A 19236-nucleotide genomic window follows, 5' to 3' on the forward strand; every position below is an offset into this window, starting at 1 on the left:
AAGATCGCTTTGAAATTTATTTTAAATCAAGTGAATTCTCTGGATAGCAAAAGTGCTGCGTAAGTCACGCAGCATTTTCGTTGTTGTTCAACCAAGTTAAGGGGTGTGATGCGCTAGGTACTGCTGGGCTTGAGAAGTGCCCATGTAACGGGCTAGTGTTTTGACCGGTACTTGCTGAAGATCAACCATGATCAACCCATCTAATGCATTGTTAAAAGAAGGATCGACATTGAACGACACTAATTTACCATTCAGGCCCAAATATTGACGCAACAATACGGGAACCCCTTTGCCGTCATCAATACGAGCAATCACTCGCGACAATAGCTGGAGATCGCCCAACGCGGTCAGCATGCTAGTATTCCAATTTTTAGGTTGAACTGGCAGAGGGTTCGATGGTGTCACATATTCGGCTTTCTCTGAGTCGTAATGATGGAGAGTCATGGTATCGGCAAGCAGTTGTCTTGCTTGCTCACTGTAATCGTTACTGATACTGACAGGGCCAAACAAATGCGTATAGCTTGGGTTGCGGTGGACGAAAGTGGCGATCCCTTTCCAGAGCAATAGCAGAGCGCCCATACTTTTCTGATAACGTTCATCAATCACCGAGCGACCCATTTCAATCGATTTGCCCATGGTGTTGAGAAAGTCTTCGCCATAATGAAAAAGGGTTCTCGAATAAAGGCCGGACAGCCCCTTGTTCTGCATAAGCTTATCGATTAACCCAAGACGATAGGCGCCAACTAGGCATTCATTATCTCTGTCCCAGATAAACAAATGCTTGTAGTAACGATCAAATTCGTCGATGTCTAAAGCGAGGCCTGTACCTTCACCCACTTTGCGAAAGTTATTCTCTCTCAGCCTGCCTATTTCATGCAGTAATGAAGGAATATGCTCGGCGTCGGTGCAATAGACGTCAAACTCACCACTGGTCAATAAGTGATGCTCAGCTGGTAGCTTGGTAAGATCCATTTTAAGATCTTGAACAGGTAAAGCATGTGCGACAGGTAAAGGGTTAGACTCCAATTTTTCTGTGTGTCCACTGCTTAACGTTTTGTTTTGTAATAGGTAGGTATTAAGGCGAAGGTAGTTAACAATTTGCGTGTCTGTTAGGCCGTTCACTTCCTTAAATTTGATTGCTGAACCGATAGATATATTGATCGGCCGCTGATTTTTATTGAGGAGCTCGCGGCCAAGCATCAAGGTTCTTAGTAGAGGGTGCACTTTGCCAGCCATATAGAAGCGCTTGGAGTTTTGACCATCGATAAACATTGGTATGGTATTCGCTTTGGCCTTACGCACTAAGCTGCTCACCGAACGGCTCCATTCTTTATCTTCGATTCGTTGAGTCTTACGATCAATTAGTTGGGAGACTTCCCCTGCAGGGAAAAGGAGCAATAGCCCACCTTGATCTAAATGATGATGTGCTTGGCGAAGCGCTTTGAGGTTCGCTTTGTGGGCGTTCTGGCCTTCAAATACATCGACACCGATAAACAGCTTATCCAGCTCGGGGACGGTTTTTAAATACTGGTTTGCCAATATCTGTACATCGCCTCTGATATGCAGCAGTAGCTCTGCCAGGATCACACCCTCTACGCAACCAAGAGGATGATTGGCGACGACCACTGTTGCCCCTTGGGTGGGAATATGCGTCAAGGAGCCTTTGACTACCTTATAATCAATACCGAGGATCTCTAGAGTAAATCGAAGAAATGCTTTGCTATCACAGCCTGCTGGCCTTCGCGCGTAATATTGGTCAAGCTTATGCAGACCAGTGGCCCACTCGGCTAAGTTTTCTCCTAAACCAAAAGGTGTCTTACGTGGTAAACGAAAAGGGCTCGAAACTTCCATATTGTCCTCGGTTCTACGATTTTCAAACCGAGATTAGGTCGGTTTGATTGCAGTTTGAGGTCAGTGGAGTGAGAGATTTATGAACGAGCGATGACGCTTTCGTGATCCAATAATAAATGGCAGCGTGTTGCTAATTTCGGGTGTAACAGTGGCAACTTGCTTGAACGAACAATACGATTGGTCGCAAAATGTACGGAATGCTTGCCCGTGTTGGTCATTTACTGCTAGGTTGAAAGAGCGGGGAAGACTTATTACTAACAAAAGTGCGGCATCAGACTTAGCTCGGAGTTAGTAATAGCAGAGTCAATAGACCTTCGATTTGCTGGGCTGGAATCAACGGGAACTTTAGGGTTCCCGTTGTTACATATGAAGTTATTTCGAGCGATGTACTGACATATGTGCCAGTGTTACGAGAGCTTCCTTATAAGGAGACTCGCTGAGGACAGATAATTCTGCAATTGCTTTATCCGCTTCTTGATACGCTTTTTGGCGGGTATATTCTAAAGAACCTGTCTGCTCCATGGCTTCCATAATGGAATCGAGCTTCTCCATACCGTTGGCTTTTTCAATCGCCTCACGAATCATCTGGGTTTGCTCGGGTGTGCCATGTTGCATCGCATAGAGCAGCGGCAGCGTTGGTTTACCTTCTGCAAGATCATCACCTACATTTTTACCCATTTCATCGCCATCAGATGTGTAGTCCATGACATCATCGATCAACTGGAATGCGGTACCCAAATATTTACCATAGTTTTGCAGAGCGGTTTCTACTTCCGATGGAGCATCATTAAGAATAGCGCCAATTTGAGTAGCGGCCTCGAACAGACGTGCAGTCTTAGAGTAGATAACCTGCATGTAGCTTTCTTCAGTGGTATCTGGGTCATTACAGTTCATTAACTGTTGAACTTCACCTTCAGCGATGATGTTGACCGCATCACTCATCAATTTAAGGATCTTCATGGATCCTAGCTCTGTCATCATCTGAAAAGAGCGCGTATAGATAAAGTCACCAACCAATACGCTGGCCGCATTACCAAAAGCGGCATTGGCGGTTGCTTTTCCGCGACGCATATCGGATTCGTCGACAACATCATCGTGTAGCAGTGTAGCTGTGTGAATAAATTCAATAAACGCTGCTGCTGTGGTGTGCGCCTGACCCTGGTAGCCCAGAGCACGAGCTGACAGCACAGCTAAAAGGGGACGTATGCGCTTACCACCACCACTAATGATGTAAAAACCTAATTGGTTGATTAAAGATACGTCTGAGTTGAGTTGAGCATGAATTGTTTCATTCACTTTTGCCATGTCATCGGCAGTTAGCGCTTGGATAGCTTTAAAATCCATTGTAAATCCGGCTGAAGTTAGAACTAGTAAGGTCTTCTTATCTGATTTAATTACTGAATAATACACTAAAAAACGTTGATTAATACATGGCTAAAGGGCATGATTGCCGCACTTTTATCTGGCGATTAGCTTTTCGCCAATTTTTTCAAAATATGGCTTGTCATAGGGACATCTCTTCTGTAGAATCTGCGCCCTATTGATGATTAGTTTAGCGCACACCCATGATGCTCATTAAATAAGCATAAGGCTGTGCGGAAAAAGCGGAGTAAGATATGTACGCTGTTTTCCAATCTGGTGGTAAACAACACCGTGTAAGCGAAGGTCAAACTCTTCGTTTAGAGAAATTAGACGTAGAAACTGGTGCAACTGTTGAATTTGATAAAGTTCTTCTTGTTGCTAACGGCGAAGACGTTCAAGTTGGCGCTCCTCTAGTAGAGGGCGGCAAAGTAGTTGCTGAAGTTGTACAACACGGTCGTGGCGACAAAGTTAAAGTCGTTAAGTTCCGTCGTCGTAAGCACTCTCGTAAGCAACAGGGTCACCGTCAGTGGTTCACTGAAGTGAAGATCACTGGTATCAACGCTTAATTTATTAGGAGAGTTTAACAATGGCACACAAAAAAGCTGGTGGTTCTACTCGTAACGGCCGCGATTCAGAAAGTAAACGTCTGGGTGTTAAGCGTTTCGGTGGTGAATCTGTTCTTGCAGGTAACATCATCGTTCGTCAACGTGGTACTAAGTTCCACGCTGGTACTAACGTTGGTATCGGTAAAGACCACACTCTATTCGCTCTTACCGAAGGTAAAGTGAAGTTCGAAGTGAAAGGTCCTAAGAACCGTAAATTCGTAAGCATCGAAGCTGAGTAATTCTCGCTGAGATTAAGAATTTAGGCTTCTAGCTGAATTCAAAAGCCCTGCCGATTCGGCGGGGTTTTTTATTTGTAGCGAGATGGAATCGATACTAAGGCACTTTGTAAAAAGTCCCTCATTATATATTCCTGAGTAGCAGAACGATCTGGGATTTTAGGTGATCGATCTGAAATTGGGATCTGCTAGAATTTATATCATTCACTTGCCGAAACACGGTCAGTGAGATGATATTTGCAACGCAGCTACGTGATGTAGCAATTGGGCGGAGTAAGAGATGAAATTCGTTGATGAAGCGGTAGTTAAAGTTCAGGCCGGAGACGGCGGTAACGGTGTAGTGAGTTTCTGGCGAGAGAAATTCGTTGCGAAAGGCGGTCCGGACGGTGGTGACGGTGGTGATGGCGGCGATGTTTACATCCAAGCTGATGAAAACCTTAACACGCTAATTGATTATCGCTTCCAGCGCTTCTATGAAGCAGAACGTGGTGAAAATGGCCGTGGCGGTAACTGTACTGGAAAACGTGGTAAAGACAAAGTTCTACGTGTGCCTGTTGGTACTCGCGCTGTGGATATTCACACCAATGAAATCGTGGCGGAAGTTGCTGAGCATGGCAAAAAGATCATGGTCGCAAAAGGTGGTTGGCACGGTTTAGGTAACACGCGTTTTAAATCGTCAGTCAACCGTGCACCGCGTCAAAAGACGTTAGGTACTAAAGGTGAAATTCGCGAAGTTCGTTTAGAGCTGTTGCTACTTGCTGATGTGGGTATGCTTGGTTTGCCGAATGCAGGTAAATCGACATTTATTCGTTCTGTATCAGCGGCTAAGCCAAAAGTAGCTGACTACCCATTTACGACTTTGATCCCTAGCTTAGGTGTAGTCAGTGTTGTACCTGAGAAGAGCTTTGTTGTCGCGGATATTCCTGGATTGATCGAAGGCGCTGCGGATGGCGCTGGCCTTGGTATTCGCTTCTTGAAACATTTAGAGCGTTGTCGAGTGCTACTGCATATGATCGACATTATGCCGATTGATCAAAGTGATCCTGTACAGAATGCCTTAACCATCATTGATGAGCTTGAGCAGTACAGTGAGAAGTTAGCAGACAAGCCGCGTTGGCTTATCTTCAACAAGGTTGATTTGATGCCTGAAGAAGAAGCGAACGAAGTGATCCAAAATATTCTCGATGCTCTAGGTTGGGAAGAGGATTACTACAAGATCTCCGCGGTGAATAAGCAAGGAACCAAAGAGCTTTGTTACAAGTTGGCTGACTTTATGGAGAATCTACCTCGTGAAGAAGAAGAGATCTCTGAAGAAGAGAAAGTTGACTTCATGTGGGATGATTACCATAAAGACGCAATGTCAGGCAAAGACGTCATTACTGAAGACGACGATGACTGGGATGATTGGGACGATGAAGAAGACGACGGGCATGTCGTTTATGTCCGCGAATAATCCTTAAGTTGATTGAAAGCCGCAATGTTTAAAGCATTGCGGCTTTTTTGTATTTAAATCAAATCAATCGTCGGCGTGATTCGCCACAATAGCAGGATTCTAAAGGAGTAGGATTGATTTATGGTTTCAAAACAACGCAGTGTTTCTCGCCTTATTGCTCAAGCCGGGCAAATGCTGCTTGCGCATGGAGCAGAGAGCACATTGGTAGGGGATATTACCCGACGCATTGGACTTGCGAGTGGCATGGATGAGGTGGAAGTTTCTTTGTCTGCCAGTTCGTTAGTAGTGACGACTGTGTATCAGGAGCACTGTATTACCACTGCACGCCGCAGCCCTGATCGCGGAATCAACATGAGGGTCATCACACAGATACAACGGATTTGTATCATGCTCGAAAGGGGAATCATAGATCATGCCTTGGCTCAGCATAAACTGGAAAGAATTAGTCCCGAACGTTATAACAGATGGCTAGTTGTAGGTATGATCGGCTTATCTTGCGCTGCATTTAGTCGACTAGCGGGAGGGGATTGGGTGGTCTTTGCTATGACATTCATCGCTTCTTCGATCGGAATGATAGTCAGGCAAGAAATCGGCCATCGCCACTTTAACCCCTTGATGAACTTTGCCGCGACAGCGTTTGTTACAACTGTTGTGTCAGCGCAAGCGGTAATTTATGGGCTAGGTAATTCGCCGTTTTTGGTTATGGCCTCTTCGGTACTTATGCTGGTGCCAGGGTTCCCGCTAATTAATGCTGTCGCTGATATGCTCAAAGGCTATATCAATATGGGCATTGCTCGCTTTGTTATGGCAAGCCTGCTTACCTTGGCAACCTGCCTTGGTATCGTCGCGGCCATGAGCTTAGTTGGTGTCTGGGGATGGGTGTTGTGATGTGGTTTGATTTATTAGTTGCTTTGCTCAACGACATGCTGTTTGCCGCGATTCCTGCTGTGGGTTTTGCTTTAGTCTTTAATGTCCCCCAAAAAGCCTTGGTCTATTGTGCTATCGGGGGGGCAATTGGTCATGGTTCACGTTATTTGATGATGCATTTTGGTATCCCTATCGAATGGGCCACCTTTTTTGCTGCGATGTTGGTTAGTATCGTTGGTATCCATTGGTCTCATCGCTTTCTCGCTCATCCGAAAGTGTTCACCGTAGCGGCGTTGATTCCTATGGTTCCAGGTGTATTTGCGTTTAAGGCAATGATTGCCTTAGTGGAGCTTAATCATAGAGGATACAGCCATGAGTTGGTCGCGATGTTGGCAGAAAACTTCCTTAAAGCAATGTTTATAATTGCGGGATTAGCGGTTGGCTTAGCGATGCCGGGATTGCTATTCTATCGCCGGAAACCGATAGTCTGAGACGTTTTAAAGGAGCATCAGCAATGATCATCAGTATGATCGCCGCCATGGCAAAAGATCGAGTAATTGGTAAAGACAATCAAATGCCGTGGCATCTGCCAGCAGATTTTGCTTGGTTCAAACGTTGTACTTTGGGCAAGCCAGTTGTTATGGGACGTAAGACGTACGAGTCGATTGGTCGTCCACTTCCAGGCCGCCAGAACATTGTGATCAGCCGTGATGCCAACTTAGCCATTGAAGGCGTCACAACAGTGACCTCGATTGAGCAGGCTTTAGAGGCTGCTGGTGAGGTAGACGAAGTGATGATCATCGGTGGTGGTGCGGTTTACAAAGCCTGCCTTCCTCAAGCTGACAAGCTCTACGTGACTTATATCGACGCCCAAATAGAAGGCGATACCCAATTTCCGTCTTGGGGAGATATGTTTAAAGAAAGCTATTCTGAAAACTACGCAGCAGATGAGAAAAATGCGTACGATATGCGATTTGTTGTTTTAGAGCGACAGGGCTGACAGATTAGCTCTACTGATGAGCTAGGGTAGCTGATTATTATTAGCTCTCTAGTTCTCTAGCGAATTTTGTGTAAAAAACGTCTTATCTTCCCATCTCAACATCGTCAAGCTGCCACCCCATACACAGCCGGTATCTAATCCAATGACATCCTTGCCGGTATAACCTTCCAATGCTGCCCAATGGCCGAACAACACCGTCTTATTAAGCGGGATACGATTGTTAAGCTCAAACCACGGAGTTAGGCTACTATCTTTGACGTCTTTTGGTGGGCGCTTACAGGCCATATCTAACCTTCCGTCAGAAAAGCAGAAACGCATTCTCGTGAAGGCGTTAATGATATATCGGTAGCGCTCAATGCCCTCGAGTTTGTCAGACCAAGAATCTGGCTGATTATCGTACATGTTTTTTATCAGCCAATGCCATTCTTTGCTCTGTAAAATGGCTTCGACCTCTCTGGCACTGTTTCTAGCGACATCAAGCGACCACTGTGGCGAAATGCCTGCATGGCACATCACGAACTCATCATGTTCAGCGAAAAGGGGTTGCTGCCTAAGCCAATTGAGTAGCTCTTGTTTGTCGTCAGCATTAAAGATAGGAGCCGTCTTATCTTTGCTCTTAACTTTGTGTACACCTATTGATACGGCAAGTAAATGCAAGTCATGATTACCTAAAACCACTTTAGCTGATTGACCTAGACCTTTAATAAAGCGCAGTGTCTCTAGCGATTTTGGCCCTCGAGCAACCAGATCACCAGCGACCCAGAGCGTATCAGATTGAGGATTGAAGCTCGCTTGTTTGAGTAGTAGTTTGAGCTCATCAAAGCAGCCTTGAATATCACCGACGATGTAATTAGACACAAAAATTCCTGTGTGGATATTAGTTGAGAATATTCGGTAGAGCGAGTCTGAAGGGTTCTATTTCGGTGCTAAACTCTCGGCCTTTTTCATCAAGGAGAATATATTGTCCTTGCATTACACCGACTGGTGTTTCTAGAGCGGTGCCGCTGCTGTAAGTATACTCATCACTTCCCGGAATGAAAGGCTGCTGGCCAACCACACCATCACCTTCCACGGTCATCTGTTTGCCGTTGGCGTCAGTAATCAGCCAGCGACGACTAATGAGTTGGACGGTTTGATTGCTGAGGTTTTTTATTGTGATGACGTAGGCGAAGACGTAACGTTCTGAATCAGGCTGAGACTGCTCTGAGATGTACTTGGTATGAACTTGAACTTTAATACAAGGGTTAGCTTCCATGTAGACTCCTGCGTACAAGTCAAAAAAATTAGAGTTGTAGACCAATAGGTTACAACTCTAATTATATGAAGATTATTTGTGGTTTGCGTCCAACCAGTTGGCTAGGTCGACAAACTGCTCCAGTGTTAAGTTCTCTGGGCGCATGCCCGGGTTGATACCCAACTGCTCTAGAGTCTCTGCATTGACCAAAGATTTATAACAGTTTCGGACAGTCTTACGTCTTTGGTTGAAGCCTTCACGACAGACGCGATCCAACCAGTTAAGGCTTGTCGCTGGATAAGGTAGCGTCTCGTAAGGAACAAGACGAACAACGGCAGAATCGACCTTTGGTGGCGGAACGAACGCCGTCGGTGGAACTTCCAGTACGGGTACCACCTTACAATAGTATTGCGCCATGACGGTTAGGCGGCCGTAAGCTTTTGTGCCTGGACCTGCTGCTAAACGGTTAACCACTTCTTTCTGCAGCATAAAGTGCATATCTTGAATATCTTTATGGTATTCAAAGAGGTGGAACATCAAAGGTGTCGAGATGTTGTATGGCAGGTTACCAAAAATGCGTAATCTATTGTTAGGCTTCACCAGTTGAGTGAAGTCGAAACGCATGGCATCGCCTTCGTGAATGGTTAGCTTTTCGGCTAATTCTGGGTGAGTTCTTAAGCGTTCAGCCAAATCACGGTCAAGTTCAATCACGGTGAACTTATCCACTTCTCGACCAACCGGCTCTGTAATTGCACCTAGGCCGGGACCAATCTCTACCAAGTTCTGACCAGGCTTAGGATTGATTGCAGAAACAATACCATCAATGATGTATGGATCGTTTAAGAAGTTTTGACCAAAGCGTTTACGTGCTTTGTGCCCTAAATGGACATCGTTTCTCATAGTGTTCTCAAGTTAACTGGTTTTCTTATCGACAAGCTCTATTGCGTGAGTCAGTGCCGTTGTAAAACTTCCTGTATCTGCATCACCTGTCCCTGCAAGGTCTAATGCAGTGCCGTGATCCACGGATGTCCTGATAAATGGTAGGCCCAGAGTAATGTTCACTGAGCGACCGAAACCTTTGTATTTTAGCACTGGAAGAACCTGATCGTGGTACATGCCTAATACGGCGTCCGCCTCGTTGAGATACTTTTCGTTAAAAATCGTATCAGCAGGGAGTGGTCCGATAAGATCAATACCGTCTTCCTGACGCAGCTTCTCCAGTGTTGGCATGATGGTGTCAATTTCTTCCCGACCCAGACAGCCATCTTCTCCTGCATGTGGATTCAATCCACAGACATATATTTTAGGCGATGAAATAGCAAACTTCTCAACCAAATCCTGATGGAGAATATGCACTATTTTCTTTAGCCTATCTTCGGTTACTGCTTTAGAAACGTAAGCCAATGGAATATGAGTCGTCACCAAAGCAACTCTGAGTCCTTCGGTAGCCAGCATCATCACCACCAGTGGCGTATTTGATTTGTCAGCAAAGAACTCAGTATGGCCACTAAACGCGACGCCAGCTCGATTAATTACGCCTTTGTGCACAGGGCCGGTGACAATAGCATCAAACTCACCATTCATACAGCCCAAAGCGGCTCTTTCTAGTGTTTCTAATACGTAGTGGCCATTTTTCTCATCGAGCTGACCCGCAATTGCAGGGACATTAAGCGCTATATGGTCGACAACTAAAGAGCCGGCTTGCTGAGGGGTAGGAAGAGCAGAGGCATCATAATCAATAAGTTGTACGTCGATATCGAGTTGCTTAGCGCGTTGCTCCAGCAATCCCTTATCTGCACTGACCACAATTTGGTGTGGCCAGCTTTGCTTAGAAAGGGCTAGGACTAAATCTGGTCCGATACCTGCGGGTTCGCCTGCGGTTACCACGATGCGCTTAATTGTCATTCTGTTCGTCCTTGACCACTTCAACAAATGCACTGGCGCGGATTTCTTGTAGCCAAGCACTGGCTTCTTCGTTGAATTTACGGTTAAAGATAATTCGATAAGCTTTGTTCTTTAGTGCTGAATCAGTGCGGTCGACTTCACGTCTATCCATCACTTCAACAATGTGCCAACCGTGTACGGTTTTGAATGGCTCACTGATTTGACCCACGGGTAGTGTGTCGACCTGATGCTTGAATTCAGGCACATAAAGGTCAGATGTTTGGTAACCCAGCTCACCTTGTTGTGCAGCAGATCCTGGGTCTTGGCTGTATTGCTGAGCCATTTCTGCAAAGGTAGCTTTACCTGATTGAATTCGTTGAGTAATGTCTAGAAGCTCTTTCTGTACGCCTTCATCGCTAAGAATTACGGTTGGTTTAATCAGAATATGACGGGCATTCACCTCGGTGACTGCAACCGTCTCGAGCCCTTTCACATCTTCTATCTTAAGGATATGGAAGCCAACACCACTGCGAAATGGACCGATAATACTGCCTTTATTCTGTAAATTGATTTGATCTGCAAAGATAGTTGGCATCTCTTCTTTGCGCATCCATCCCCAATCACCGCCTTGTAAAGCTTTAGGACCTTTTGAGTAGGTGTAAGCCATGGTACTGAAATCAGAACCTTGGTTGAGCTCTTTAACGATCTGATTGGCTTTTTCTTCGATGGCAGCTTTGTCATCACCATCATTTACGCGTAGCTGGATGTGGCCAATTTTGTATTGCACGGTCGCGTTGGTTTCTTTGGCTAAGATATTTGCAAGGTTGTCAACTTCTGCCGGTAGAATATTGATGCGTCTTCGTACCAGAGCATTACGCGCTTCATTTGCGGCAATTTCTTTACGTACCTGTTCACGAAATTGAGCGTAACTTAGCCCTTCTTCAGTAATCGAGGTGTTCAGTTGCTCAAGCGTTTGGTTGTTGTTTTTGGCTATCTCGTCAATCGCTTCGTTTAGACGGTTGTCGTCTATACGAACGCCAATTCGTTCCGCTTCTTGCTGCTGAATGGTATCGACAATCAGTTTTTCTGTGACTTGCTCACGTAGAGTCTCTTCATCTGGAAGGGACTGGTTGTTCTTTTTCGCATTCGCGCGAATGGTTTTAAGCGAAGTTTCAATATCACTTTGCAATACCACGCCGCTATTAACAATAACCGCTACCTTATCCAGTTCGACAGGCTCGGCTTGTACAAAAGAAAGCTGGCTGGCTGCAATCAGTCCAAGCAAGGTTTGCTTCCAAAGTTTCATTAAATTTCCTGTGAGAATATTTAGCCTGTGGTGTTAGACCACAGGCTTTTAAATTAGTTGTTTAAGAAGAACGGACGTCCGTAACCTAAAGAGCTATTTGCCGTATCAGAACCGGTGACACCAGAGTCAGAGCCTATAGCAGTACCGAAGCCAATAATACCAAAATTAAAGCTGAAGTTGTTTTCATACACTGGCTGAACCGGATCAGACAGTAAGCCACTCTGAAGCTGGTTGCTGTATGAAAAGCCTATATACCAACAGTCTGAGGTATAGCTGAGGCTGGCTAGCCACTCTAGATCTTTTTCTGTTGTTAGATCATAGAAATATTGTGCACTTGCATTCCAGTTTCGAGTAAGTTGATAGCCTGTAATGAGTCCAGCTTGAGAAATTCCATCTTTAGTTAGGCTATCCAGATTAAGACTTTCTCCCACCGTACTTTCAAGATAACTACGTGTTACGTAGCGATAGTTACCCTGGATAAAGCCTCCAGAAAATTGGTACTCAAGCGTACTGTTGCCAAGCTGAACTTCACTGGTATCAATATCATACTGAATACCACCATGGTAGAAGAGGTAATCGTCGTAGTTGAAGTCCATCTCCACTGCCCAAGCCGAATAATCAGATTTGTTGTCTTGGTTAGCAAGTGAAGAGTTCTTAGTATCTTTATCAAGATAGAAGATTTGACCGAAGGATATATTTAGACGTTCCTTATATTGTTCGTCAAAGAAGCGTGTTGATGCGCCATAGCTAAACTGATTGGCGGCAGCAATTCTATCGACGCCACTATATTTACGACTACGAAATAACCCGTAATAGTCGGTTTGCAGCAGCGTTGTGTCATAGAGGTAAATTTCACTTTGATCTTCTTCCGGAACATACAGATATTGGATCTGCGGTTCCAACGTCTGAGTGTAGTTATCAAACAGAACGCTATCTCTTTCGAGAACGACGCCAGCATGAGTTCTAAACTCTGGAATTACTCGTGAAGTGGATTCCTTTAAGTTGTAACCATCGTTACTGAAGTTGGTAAGGTTAAGGCCATCTAAGTCTTGCTGGTAGTAGGTTCCTAGTACTCGAGCCTCCGTTGTCCAAGTCCCCCAAGTGGTACCAACTGGGATTTTTATACCGGGCTCAACATGCACTCGTGTAGCTGATGGCTTATCTGGATCGTCGGTGTCAAATTGAGAAACATGACTGATGACATCAAAATCAAGATAACGCATTAGCTCTGGAGCGTAGTAGTTAAACTCAACTTGAGGTAAAAGTCGGTATGGGGTGTTACTACTGGTTGTCAATACTTGGAAATCTCGAGTTAAGACTGTGGCATCCCAAGCTGATGAACGATAGGTGGCTTGCGCTTCTTGCAGAAGCTGACCATCTGATTGATTCCCCAAGCTCGAATCGATATTAGAAAAATAGCTGATGTCACTGACTTTGGAATAATCTATTTCGAATTTCCAGTTTTCTTGGAAAATACCGTTGTGTTGCCATTGAAATCCCCAGCGATCTCCTTGTTCTGGGTACTTCTTGTCATCGGGCAGATATTCTGACTTTAATGTGCTGTAACCGAGATCGGATAGGTAACGAAACTCACTGTTTAGCTGAGTACCTCGTTCTTGCATGTACTTGAGTGTGGTTTCTAAATCATAGTTGGGTGCCAAGTTCCAGTAAATCGGCACTTCCATTTCAAAGCCATCACTGGAGCCGTAAGATACCGTTGGATATAAGAATCCTGTTTTACGTGTATCACCAATCGGAACTGTTAAAAACGGCAGATAAAATACAGGCACGTTGAGTATTTCGAAGCGAGGGTTGTAGAAGGTAGCTTCTTCTTCATTCTGGTCGATATCTATGCTTGAGGCCTTCATTCGCCATGATTTATCGCCTTCTGGACAAGATGTAATCGTCCCATCCTCTATCTCATACACCGCTTTGCCCGTTTTAGAAACATAGACGGCTTCGCCTCGGCCAGGCTCACATAAGAACTTATAGTTAGTGTTCTCTAGTGTCACTTCTTCAGTATTGAGTTTGTTGACAGCTTTATCTGATATGGTTTTCAGTTCGCCATCACTGAATGTCACGTTACCTTCTGCCACCACAATGTTATCTTGCTGATGCAAGGTGACATTATCGGCCTTCATGCGTTTCTTGCCCTGAACGACAGTAACATTGCCACTGTAGGTAGCTTTGTCACCATTGATGGCTTCTAAACTGTCGGCTTCAACGTTAATTGGCAGTTGATTTGCGTTTTCAGGCTCCTCTTCATTGACCAGACATTGGTCAATAAGGTCTAATGTTTGGCATTCGCCAATGAAAGGCATTTCTTGTGAAGTATCGAGAGGGATGTCTTCAGCCTGAGCTTGAGGCATAAGAAACGCGGCACTAATAGAAGTGGCTAACAAGGTGCGAGGAAAACGTGGCATCGAGTTTTACTATCCTGTTGAACTTGATATATCCGGTGAATAGATGACCGAATGTAAAATAAAACGGTCCTTATAATAAAGGAATTTGTCGCTTACGGCACTATCAGACCGCTTTACTAAGAAAAAATTCAGAGATTGAGAGCACATAATGCATATTTTCGGCAAAATACTCGGCACTTTTTTTGGTTTTCTGATGGGAGGACCATTTGGTGCGATATTCGGTCTATTTTTAGGTCACCAGTTCGATAAAGCCCGTCGGTTACGTCAAGCTGGTTTCAATTCAGGCTTTGGTGGTGGGCCTAGTCAAGCTGAGCGGCAAGAAGAGTTTTTCAAAGCTGCGTTTGCGGTAATGGGGCATGTAGCGAAAGCTAAAGGGCAGGTTACTCGTGAGGAAATTCAGCTGGCGACCACCATGATGGAACGAATGAATCTGCATGGAGAGTTACGCCGCGCCGCGCAGAATGCTTTTCGTGAGGGTAAAGAAGCAAACTTCCCATTAGACACTGTTTTAGAGCGAGTTCGTATTTCATCCGGTGGTCGATTTGATTTAATGCAGTTCTTTTTGGAACTGCAAATCTCAGCGGCATTTGCTGATGGTGATATTCATCCGAGTGAGCGCAGTGTGTTACATAAGGTAGCGAAAGGACTGGGTTTTTCTTCTGACCAACTAGAGCAGCGCTTGCGTATGCAGGAAGCGGCGTTCCGCTTTCAACAGGGGGGCTTCGGAGGGCATTCAGGCAGTGGGCATTCCCATCAGTCTGGCAGTTGGCAACAAGCCTCGACTGCGGATCAATTGAGTGATGCATACAAACTGTTGGGGGTCGAGAGTAGTACGGACACAAAAACAGTTAAACGTGCTTACCGTAAGCTGATGAATGAGCATCACCCCGATAAGCTCATGGCAAAAGGTTTGCCGCCAGAAATGATGAATGTAGCCAAAGAGAAGGCACAAGAGATTCAAAATGCCTACGACTTGATCAAAAAGGCCAAAGGTTTCTGAGGTAATAGAAATCGAGAAAGCAAAAAGCCTGATGAGTTTCCCCATCAGGCTTTTTTGTATTTGGTGGCCCCTCGCAGACTTGAACTGCGGACCAATCGATTATGAGTCGACTGCTCTAACCACTGAGCTAAGGGGCCGTGTAGGGCAATGATTATAGGGGATGCAGATCTAGCTGTCTAGACGCTATCTAGGGTAAATGCGCTTAGATTTTATCCACTTAAATCGATAAACAATAAAAAAGGCGAGCTAATGCTCGCCTTTTAATCAATTTGCTTGGTTATTCATCCAAGAAGCTGCGCAGAGTTTCTGAGCGGCTAGGGTGGCGAAGCTTACGTAGTGCTTTCGCTTCAATCTGACGAATACGCTCACGTGTTACGTCAAACTGTTTACCAACCTCTTCTAACGTATGGTCAGTATTCATATCGATACCGAAACGCATCCGTAGAACTTTCGCTTCACGAGGTGTTAAACCAGCCAAAACATCTTTCGTTGCAACCTTAAGACTCGTAGAAGTAGCCGAATCAAGAGGCAGCTCAAGCGTCGTATCTTCAATGAAGTCACCTAGATGCGAATCTTCGTCATCACCGATTGGTGTTTCCATTGAGATTGGCTCTTTAGCAATCTTCAGAACTTTACGGATTTTGTCTTCCGGCATCTGCATGCGTTCAGCCAGTTCTTCCGGTAACGGCTCGCGACCCATCTCCTGAAGCATTTGACGAGAGATTCGGTTAAGTTTGTTGATCGTCTCGATCATGTGAACCGGGATACGGATAGTTCGTGCTTGGTCAGCAATCGAACGAGTGATCGCCTGACGAATCCACCAAGTCGCGTAAGTCGAGAACTTGTAACCACGACGGTATTCAAACTTATCTACTGCTTTCATCAGACCGATGTTACCTTCCTGGATCAGATCCAAGAATTGTAGGCCACGGTTGGTGTATTTCTTCGCAATAGAAATTACCAGACGTAAGTTTGCTTCAACCATCTCTTTCTTAGCACGGCGAGCTTTTGCTTCACCGATAGACATGCGGCGACTGATGTCTTTGATGTTTTGAACCGTAAGCGACGTTTCTTCTTCAATCACTTTTAGTTTCATGATTGAACGGCGAATATCATCTTCGCTGCGACGGATTTTTTCCGCGTACGGTTTATCTGAAGAGAGAATCTCGTCTAACCAAGCTTCGCTAGACTCATTGCCCGTGAAGAGGGTAATGAACGATTTCTTTGGCATCTTGCCATACTCAACAGAGGCTTTCATGATCAGGCGTTCTTGAGTACGAACACGCTCCATTGAGGTGCGTAGCTCTTCAACTAGGTAGTCAAACTGTTTAGGTGTTAGACGGAACTCTTTGAAGACGTCGATAACCATTTCATGCGCAAGTGTCGCTTTCGGGCTCTCGTTGCCATACTCGTTACAAGCAAGCTGATAGTCCTGGAAAGTGTTACGTAAAGCCGTGAACTTCTCTAGAGCAAGCTCAGGATCAATGCCTGTATCTTCCTCTTCTTCATCGTCTTCAGACTCTTCCGCGTCTTCTTCTTCAGCATCTTCATCTTCAAGATCTGATTCTGCAAGTTCAGAACCGATATGTGTAGCTGTTGGTGCCGCCGTTTCATCTGCGTCTGGATCCACGAAGCCCGTGATAAGGTCGGTTAGGCGAAGTTCTTCTGCCTGAACCTTATCAAACTGCTCAAGAATATAAGGGATGGTTCCTGGATACTCAGCAACGGCATTTTGAACTTGGTTGATACCATCTTCAATACGCTTTGCAATATCGATCTCACCTTCGCGAGTCAGCAGTTCTACGGTACCCATTTCGCGCATGTACATGCGCACTGGGTCAGTGGTGCGGCCGATTTCATTCTCTACGCTTGATAGCGCAGCAGCAGCAGCTTCGGCTGCGTCTTCATCGGTGATTGTATCGTCATCATTCAGTGCAAGATCATCAGCATCCGGAGCGGTTTCCACTACTCGAATGCCCATGTCGTTGATCATCTGAATGATATCTTCGACCTGCTCGGAATCTACGATTTCTGCTGGCAGGTGGTCGTTTACTTCTGCGTAGGTCAGATAGCCTTGTTCCTTGCCTTTAATGACAAGTTGTTTTAGCTGTGACTGCGGATTTTGATCCATAGACGGTATCCAACTTAGTATCTGGTGAAGGAATTAGTATGCGAGTGCAAACCACACATATTAACAAATTAATTTGTTGCTGACTATTCGAACAGGGTTACGCTTTTAAATCTAGCATTAGTGCTAGTAGCTCCCTTCTTTCTTCGGTTGATAAACCGACACTTCTTTCTTTGGCCTGCAGATTCTCAATTTGCTTTTCGACGCACTGAGCCAGTATTTTGTCCAGCGAGTCTAAAAATATATCTTGTTCGTTGTCTTCGTCGAGCGGGATTTCCCATCCGGCTAAGCGAGACAGTAGAGCGTCATGGCTCGTATTTCGCCAGTGTTCGGTCAACTGGCCTGTGTTTACATTGGGGTGGTGATGACAATATTCAAGCACCTCAACAAATAAACTTAATCCCGGTACCGATAAGCCTTTCACGCTTGAGAGGTCAGGTACCATTTGAGCATAGCTCGGATTTTGAATAAGCAAAGCGATAACCTCACGCATTGGAGTGCGCTTGAGCTCCTTATGTGGCTGAGGTCTGGTTTCATTTGTCTTTCTGCGCGGTTGGCGCAGTCGGTTATCAAACCCTGTACGTTCATCAAGTAACTTTTCCAGTAACTCTTGGAAATAAGGATCTGGAATTTTGTTAATTAAGCTACTTGCATGGGCTCTTAACGCCGACTTACCTTCATTGCTTCCTAAGTTGAGCTGATGAATCTCGATTAAATTTTCAAATAGGTAGCGTGAAAGCGGAATGGCTTGATGCATTTGCTGCTCAAAGGCATCTTTGCCGTATTTTCGGATATAGCTATCTGGGTCTTCACCATCAGGAAGAAACAAAAACTTCAGAGTATTACCTGTTTTCAGGTATTGCAGCGCATTCTCTAGCGCACGCCAAGCCGCCTCTTTACCCGCGCGGTCGCCATCATAGCAACATACAACGGTATTGGTTTGACGAAACAGCAGTTGAATATGATCACCGGTCGTAGACGTACCAAGTGAGGCCACTGAATAATCGACACCATATTGCGCTAGCGCGACTACATCCATATAGCCTTCGACGACAAGAATCTGAGGAGGCTCGCGGTATGCTTGGGTTACTTCGTATAGCCCGTAAAGCTCTTTACCTTTGTGGAAAATAGGTGTTTCAGGAGAGTTAAGGTATTTTGGTGTACCATCTCCAATAACTCGTCCACCAAAACCAATCACTCGACCTCGACGATCACGGATTGGGAACATTACCCGGCCGCGAAAGCGGTCATAGCGGTTGCCTTTGTCGTTCTCAATCAGCATCCCACCTGATACAAGCATATCTTGCGCTTGTTTCTGCTGACCAAAGTTTTTCCGCACCAGATCCCATTCATCAGCGACATATCCGATGCCAAACTTCTGAACGATTTCACCAGATAAACCACGCTCTTTGAGGTAGTCAATTGCGACCTTACTGGTAGAAAGTTTGAGCTGGTCTCGATAGAACTGCGCAATCCCAGTCATCAAATCGTAGAGGTTACGTTTTTGCTCGGTATTTGCTTGAGGCTGATTGGAAGGAAAGCGGCCACCCTGACGCTGCTCTCTTGGCACATCAATCCCAAGATAAGAGGCGAGTTCTTCAATGGCTTCAGGGAATTCAAGGCGCTCATATTCCATCATGAAGTCGATGGCATTGCCGTGTGCCCCACAGCCGAAACAGTGATAAAACTGCTTTTCTTGGCTAACACTAAAGGAAGGTGTTTTTTCGTTGTGGAAAGGGCAGCAGGCGCCGTAGTTTTTGCCTTTTTTCTTAAGTTTTACCCGAGCGTCAATGATATCGACGATATCCAGTCGAGCCAGTAGGTCATCTATAAAACTGCGGGGGATGTGTCCTGCCATAAAACCTAACAAAGAAAGAAAAGACTAAT

At 45.3% G+C, this 19236-nt stretch carries 17 protein-coding genes and 1 tRNA gene; 7 read left to right on the forward strand and 11 right to left on the reverse strand.

From position 1 onward, the window contains the following. Positions 1 to 96: 96 nt before the first annotated feature. Together IX95_RS21775 and ispB are read right to left on the reverse strand one after the other, a co-directional pair. Positions 97 to 1851, reverse strand: coding sequence for a lysophospholipid acyltransferase family protein (locus IX95_RS21775; protein WP_038164005.1), 1755 nt, complete (start codon positions 1849 to 1851; stop codon positions 97 to 99). Positions 1852 to 2223: 372 nt separating this feature from the next. Further along, positions 2224 to 3195 carry an octaprenyl diphosphate synthase gene (gene ispB / locus IX95_RS21780; protein ID WP_006958205.1) on the reverse strand — a complete coding sequence of 324 codons (972 nt, stop codon included), beginning with the start codon at positions 3193 to 3195 and terminating at the stop codon, positions 2224 to 2226. Between the two features lie 272 nt (positions 3196 to 3467). Between ispB and rplU the strand changes: the two genes are divergently transcribed. The 6 genes from rplU (at position 3468) to folA (ending at position 7374) form a co-directional block, all read left to right on the forward strand. After that, positions 3468 to 3779: a 50S ribosomal protein L21 gene (rplU, locus tag IX95_RS21785; protein WP_006958203.1), complete on the forward strand. Its 312-nt coding sequence runs from the start codon at positions 3468 to 3470 to the stop codon at positions 3777 to 3779. 20 nt (positions 3780 to 3799) lie between these two features. After that, positions 3800 to 4057 carry a 50S ribosomal protein L27 gene (gene rpmA / locus IX95_RS21790; protein WP_004409945.1) on the forward strand — a complete coding sequence of 86 codons (258 nt, stop codon included), beginning with the start codon at positions 3800 to 3802 and terminating at the stop codon, positions 4055 to 4057. Positions 4058 to 4334: 277 nt separating this feature from the next. Continuing rightward, positions 4335 to 5507, forward strand: a complete 1173-nt coding sequence (gene cgtA, locus IX95_RS21795) for an Obg family GTPase CgtA (RefSeq protein ID WP_006958202.1) — start codon at positions 4335 to 4337, stop codon at positions 5505 to 5507. Between the two features lie 120 nt (positions 5508 to 5627). Beyond that, positions 5628 to 6395 carry a threonine/serine exporter family protein gene (locus tag IX95_RS21800; protein ID WP_019277495.1) on the forward strand — a complete coding sequence of 256 codons (768 nt, stop codon included), beginning with the start codon at positions 5628 to 5630 and terminating at the stop codon, positions 6393 to 6395. Beyond that, positions 6395 to 6865 carry a threonine/serine exporter family protein gene (locus IX95_RS21805; RefSeq protein ID WP_038164060.1) on the forward strand — a complete coding sequence of 157 codons (471 nt, stop codon included), beginning with the start codon at positions 6395 to 6397 and terminating at the stop codon, positions 6863 to 6865. The genes IX95_RS21800 and IX95_RS21805 overlap by 1 nt, the downstream gene beginning before the upstream one ends. A 23-nt stretch (positions 6866 to 6888) precedes the next feature. Further along, the gene (gene folA / locus IX95_RS21810) at positions 6889 to 7374 is read left to right on the forward strand and encodes a type 3 dihydrofolate reductase (RefSeq protein WP_021456698.1); all 486 of its coding nucleotides are present in this window, start codon (positions 6889 to 6891) and stop codon (positions 7372 to 7374) included. 48 nt (positions 7375 to 7422) lie between these two features. Here folA and apaH read toward each other — a convergent pair whose 3' ends face one another. The 6 genes from apaH to lptD form a co-directional block, all read right to left on the reverse strand. Then, entirely contained in the window at positions 7423 to 8232 is an 810-nt protein-coding gene (gene apaH, locus IX95_RS21815) for a bis(5'-nucleosyl)-tetraphosphatase (symmetrical) ApaH (protein ID WP_038164009.1), read from the reverse strand. Between the two features lie 19 nt (positions 8233 to 8251). Beyond that, complete coding sequence (gene apaG / locus IX95_RS21820) at positions 8252 to 8629, reverse strand: Co2+/Mg2+ efflux protein ApaG (protein WP_021456696.1); 378 nt, start codon at positions 8627 to 8629, stop codon at positions 8252 to 8254. Between the two features lie 72 nt (positions 8630 to 8701). Next, the gene (rsmA, locus tag IX95_RS21825) at positions 8702 to 9508 is read right to left on the reverse strand and encodes a 16S rRNA (adenine(1518)-N(6)/adenine(1519)-N(6))-dimethyltransferase RsmA (protein WP_019277499.1); all 807 of its coding nucleotides are present in this window, start codon (positions 9506 to 9508) and stop codon (positions 8702 to 8704) included. A gap of 12 nt (positions 9509 to 9520) precedes the next feature. Continuing rightward, positions 9521 to 10513, reverse strand: coding sequence for a 4-hydroxythreonine-4-phosphate dehydrogenase PdxA (gene pdxA / locus IX95_RS21830; RefSeq protein ID WP_038164012.1), 993 nt, complete (start codon positions 10511 to 10513; stop codon positions 9521 to 9523). Then, positions 10503 to 11798, reverse strand: coding sequence for a peptidylprolyl isomerase SurA (gene surA, locus IX95_RS21835; protein WP_038164013.1), 1296 nt, complete (start codon positions 11796 to 11798; stop codon positions 10503 to 10505). Before surA ends, pdxA begins: the two co-directional genes overlap by 11 nt. A gap of 53 nt (positions 11799 to 11851) precedes the next feature. Beyond that, the gene (lptD, locus tag IX95_RS21840) at positions 11852 to 14221 is read right to left on the reverse strand and encodes an LPS assembly protein LptD (RefSeq protein ID WP_038164016.1); all 2370 of its coding nucleotides are present in this window, start codon (positions 14219 to 14221) and stop codon (positions 11852 to 11854) included. A 148-nt stretch (positions 14222 to 14369) separates the two neighbouring features. Here lptD and djlA point away from each other — a divergent pair, with 148 nt between their 5' ends. Next, positions 14370 to 15221 (forward strand): co-chaperone DjlA, encoded by an 852-nt coding sequence (gene djlA / locus IX95_RS21845; RefSeq protein WP_038164018.1) that lies wholly within the window; start codon positions 14370 to 14372, stop codon positions 15219 to 15221. Positions 15222 to 15282: 61 nt separating this feature from the next. On the opposite strand, the gene IX95_RS21850 is transcribed toward djlA, so the two are convergent. The 3 genes from IX95_RS21850 to dnaG form a co-directional block, all read right to left on the reverse strand. Next, positions 15283 to 15358 (reverse strand) — tRNA-Ile (locus tag IX95_RS21850). A gap of 140 nt (positions 15359 to 15498) precedes the next feature. Beyond that, complete coding sequence (gene rpoD, locus IX95_RS21855; protein WP_038164020.1) at positions 15499 to 17352, reverse strand: RNA polymerase sigma factor RpoD; 1854 nt, start codon at positions 17350 to 17352, stop codon at positions 15499 to 15501. A 97-nt stretch (positions 17353 to 17449) separates the two neighbouring features. Then, complete coding sequence (gene dnaG / locus IX95_RS21860) at positions 17450 to 19207, reverse strand: DNA primase (protein WP_038164023.1); 1758 nt, start codon at positions 19205 to 19207, stop codon at positions 17450 to 17452. Positions 19208 to 19236: the final 29 nt, after the last annotated feature.

This window comes from Vibrio sp. B183, from assembly GCF_000740665.1.
Taxonomy (GTDB): domain Bacteria; phylum Pseudomonadota; class Gammaproteobacteria; order Enterobacterales; family Vibrionaceae; genus Vibrio; species Vibrio coralliilyticus.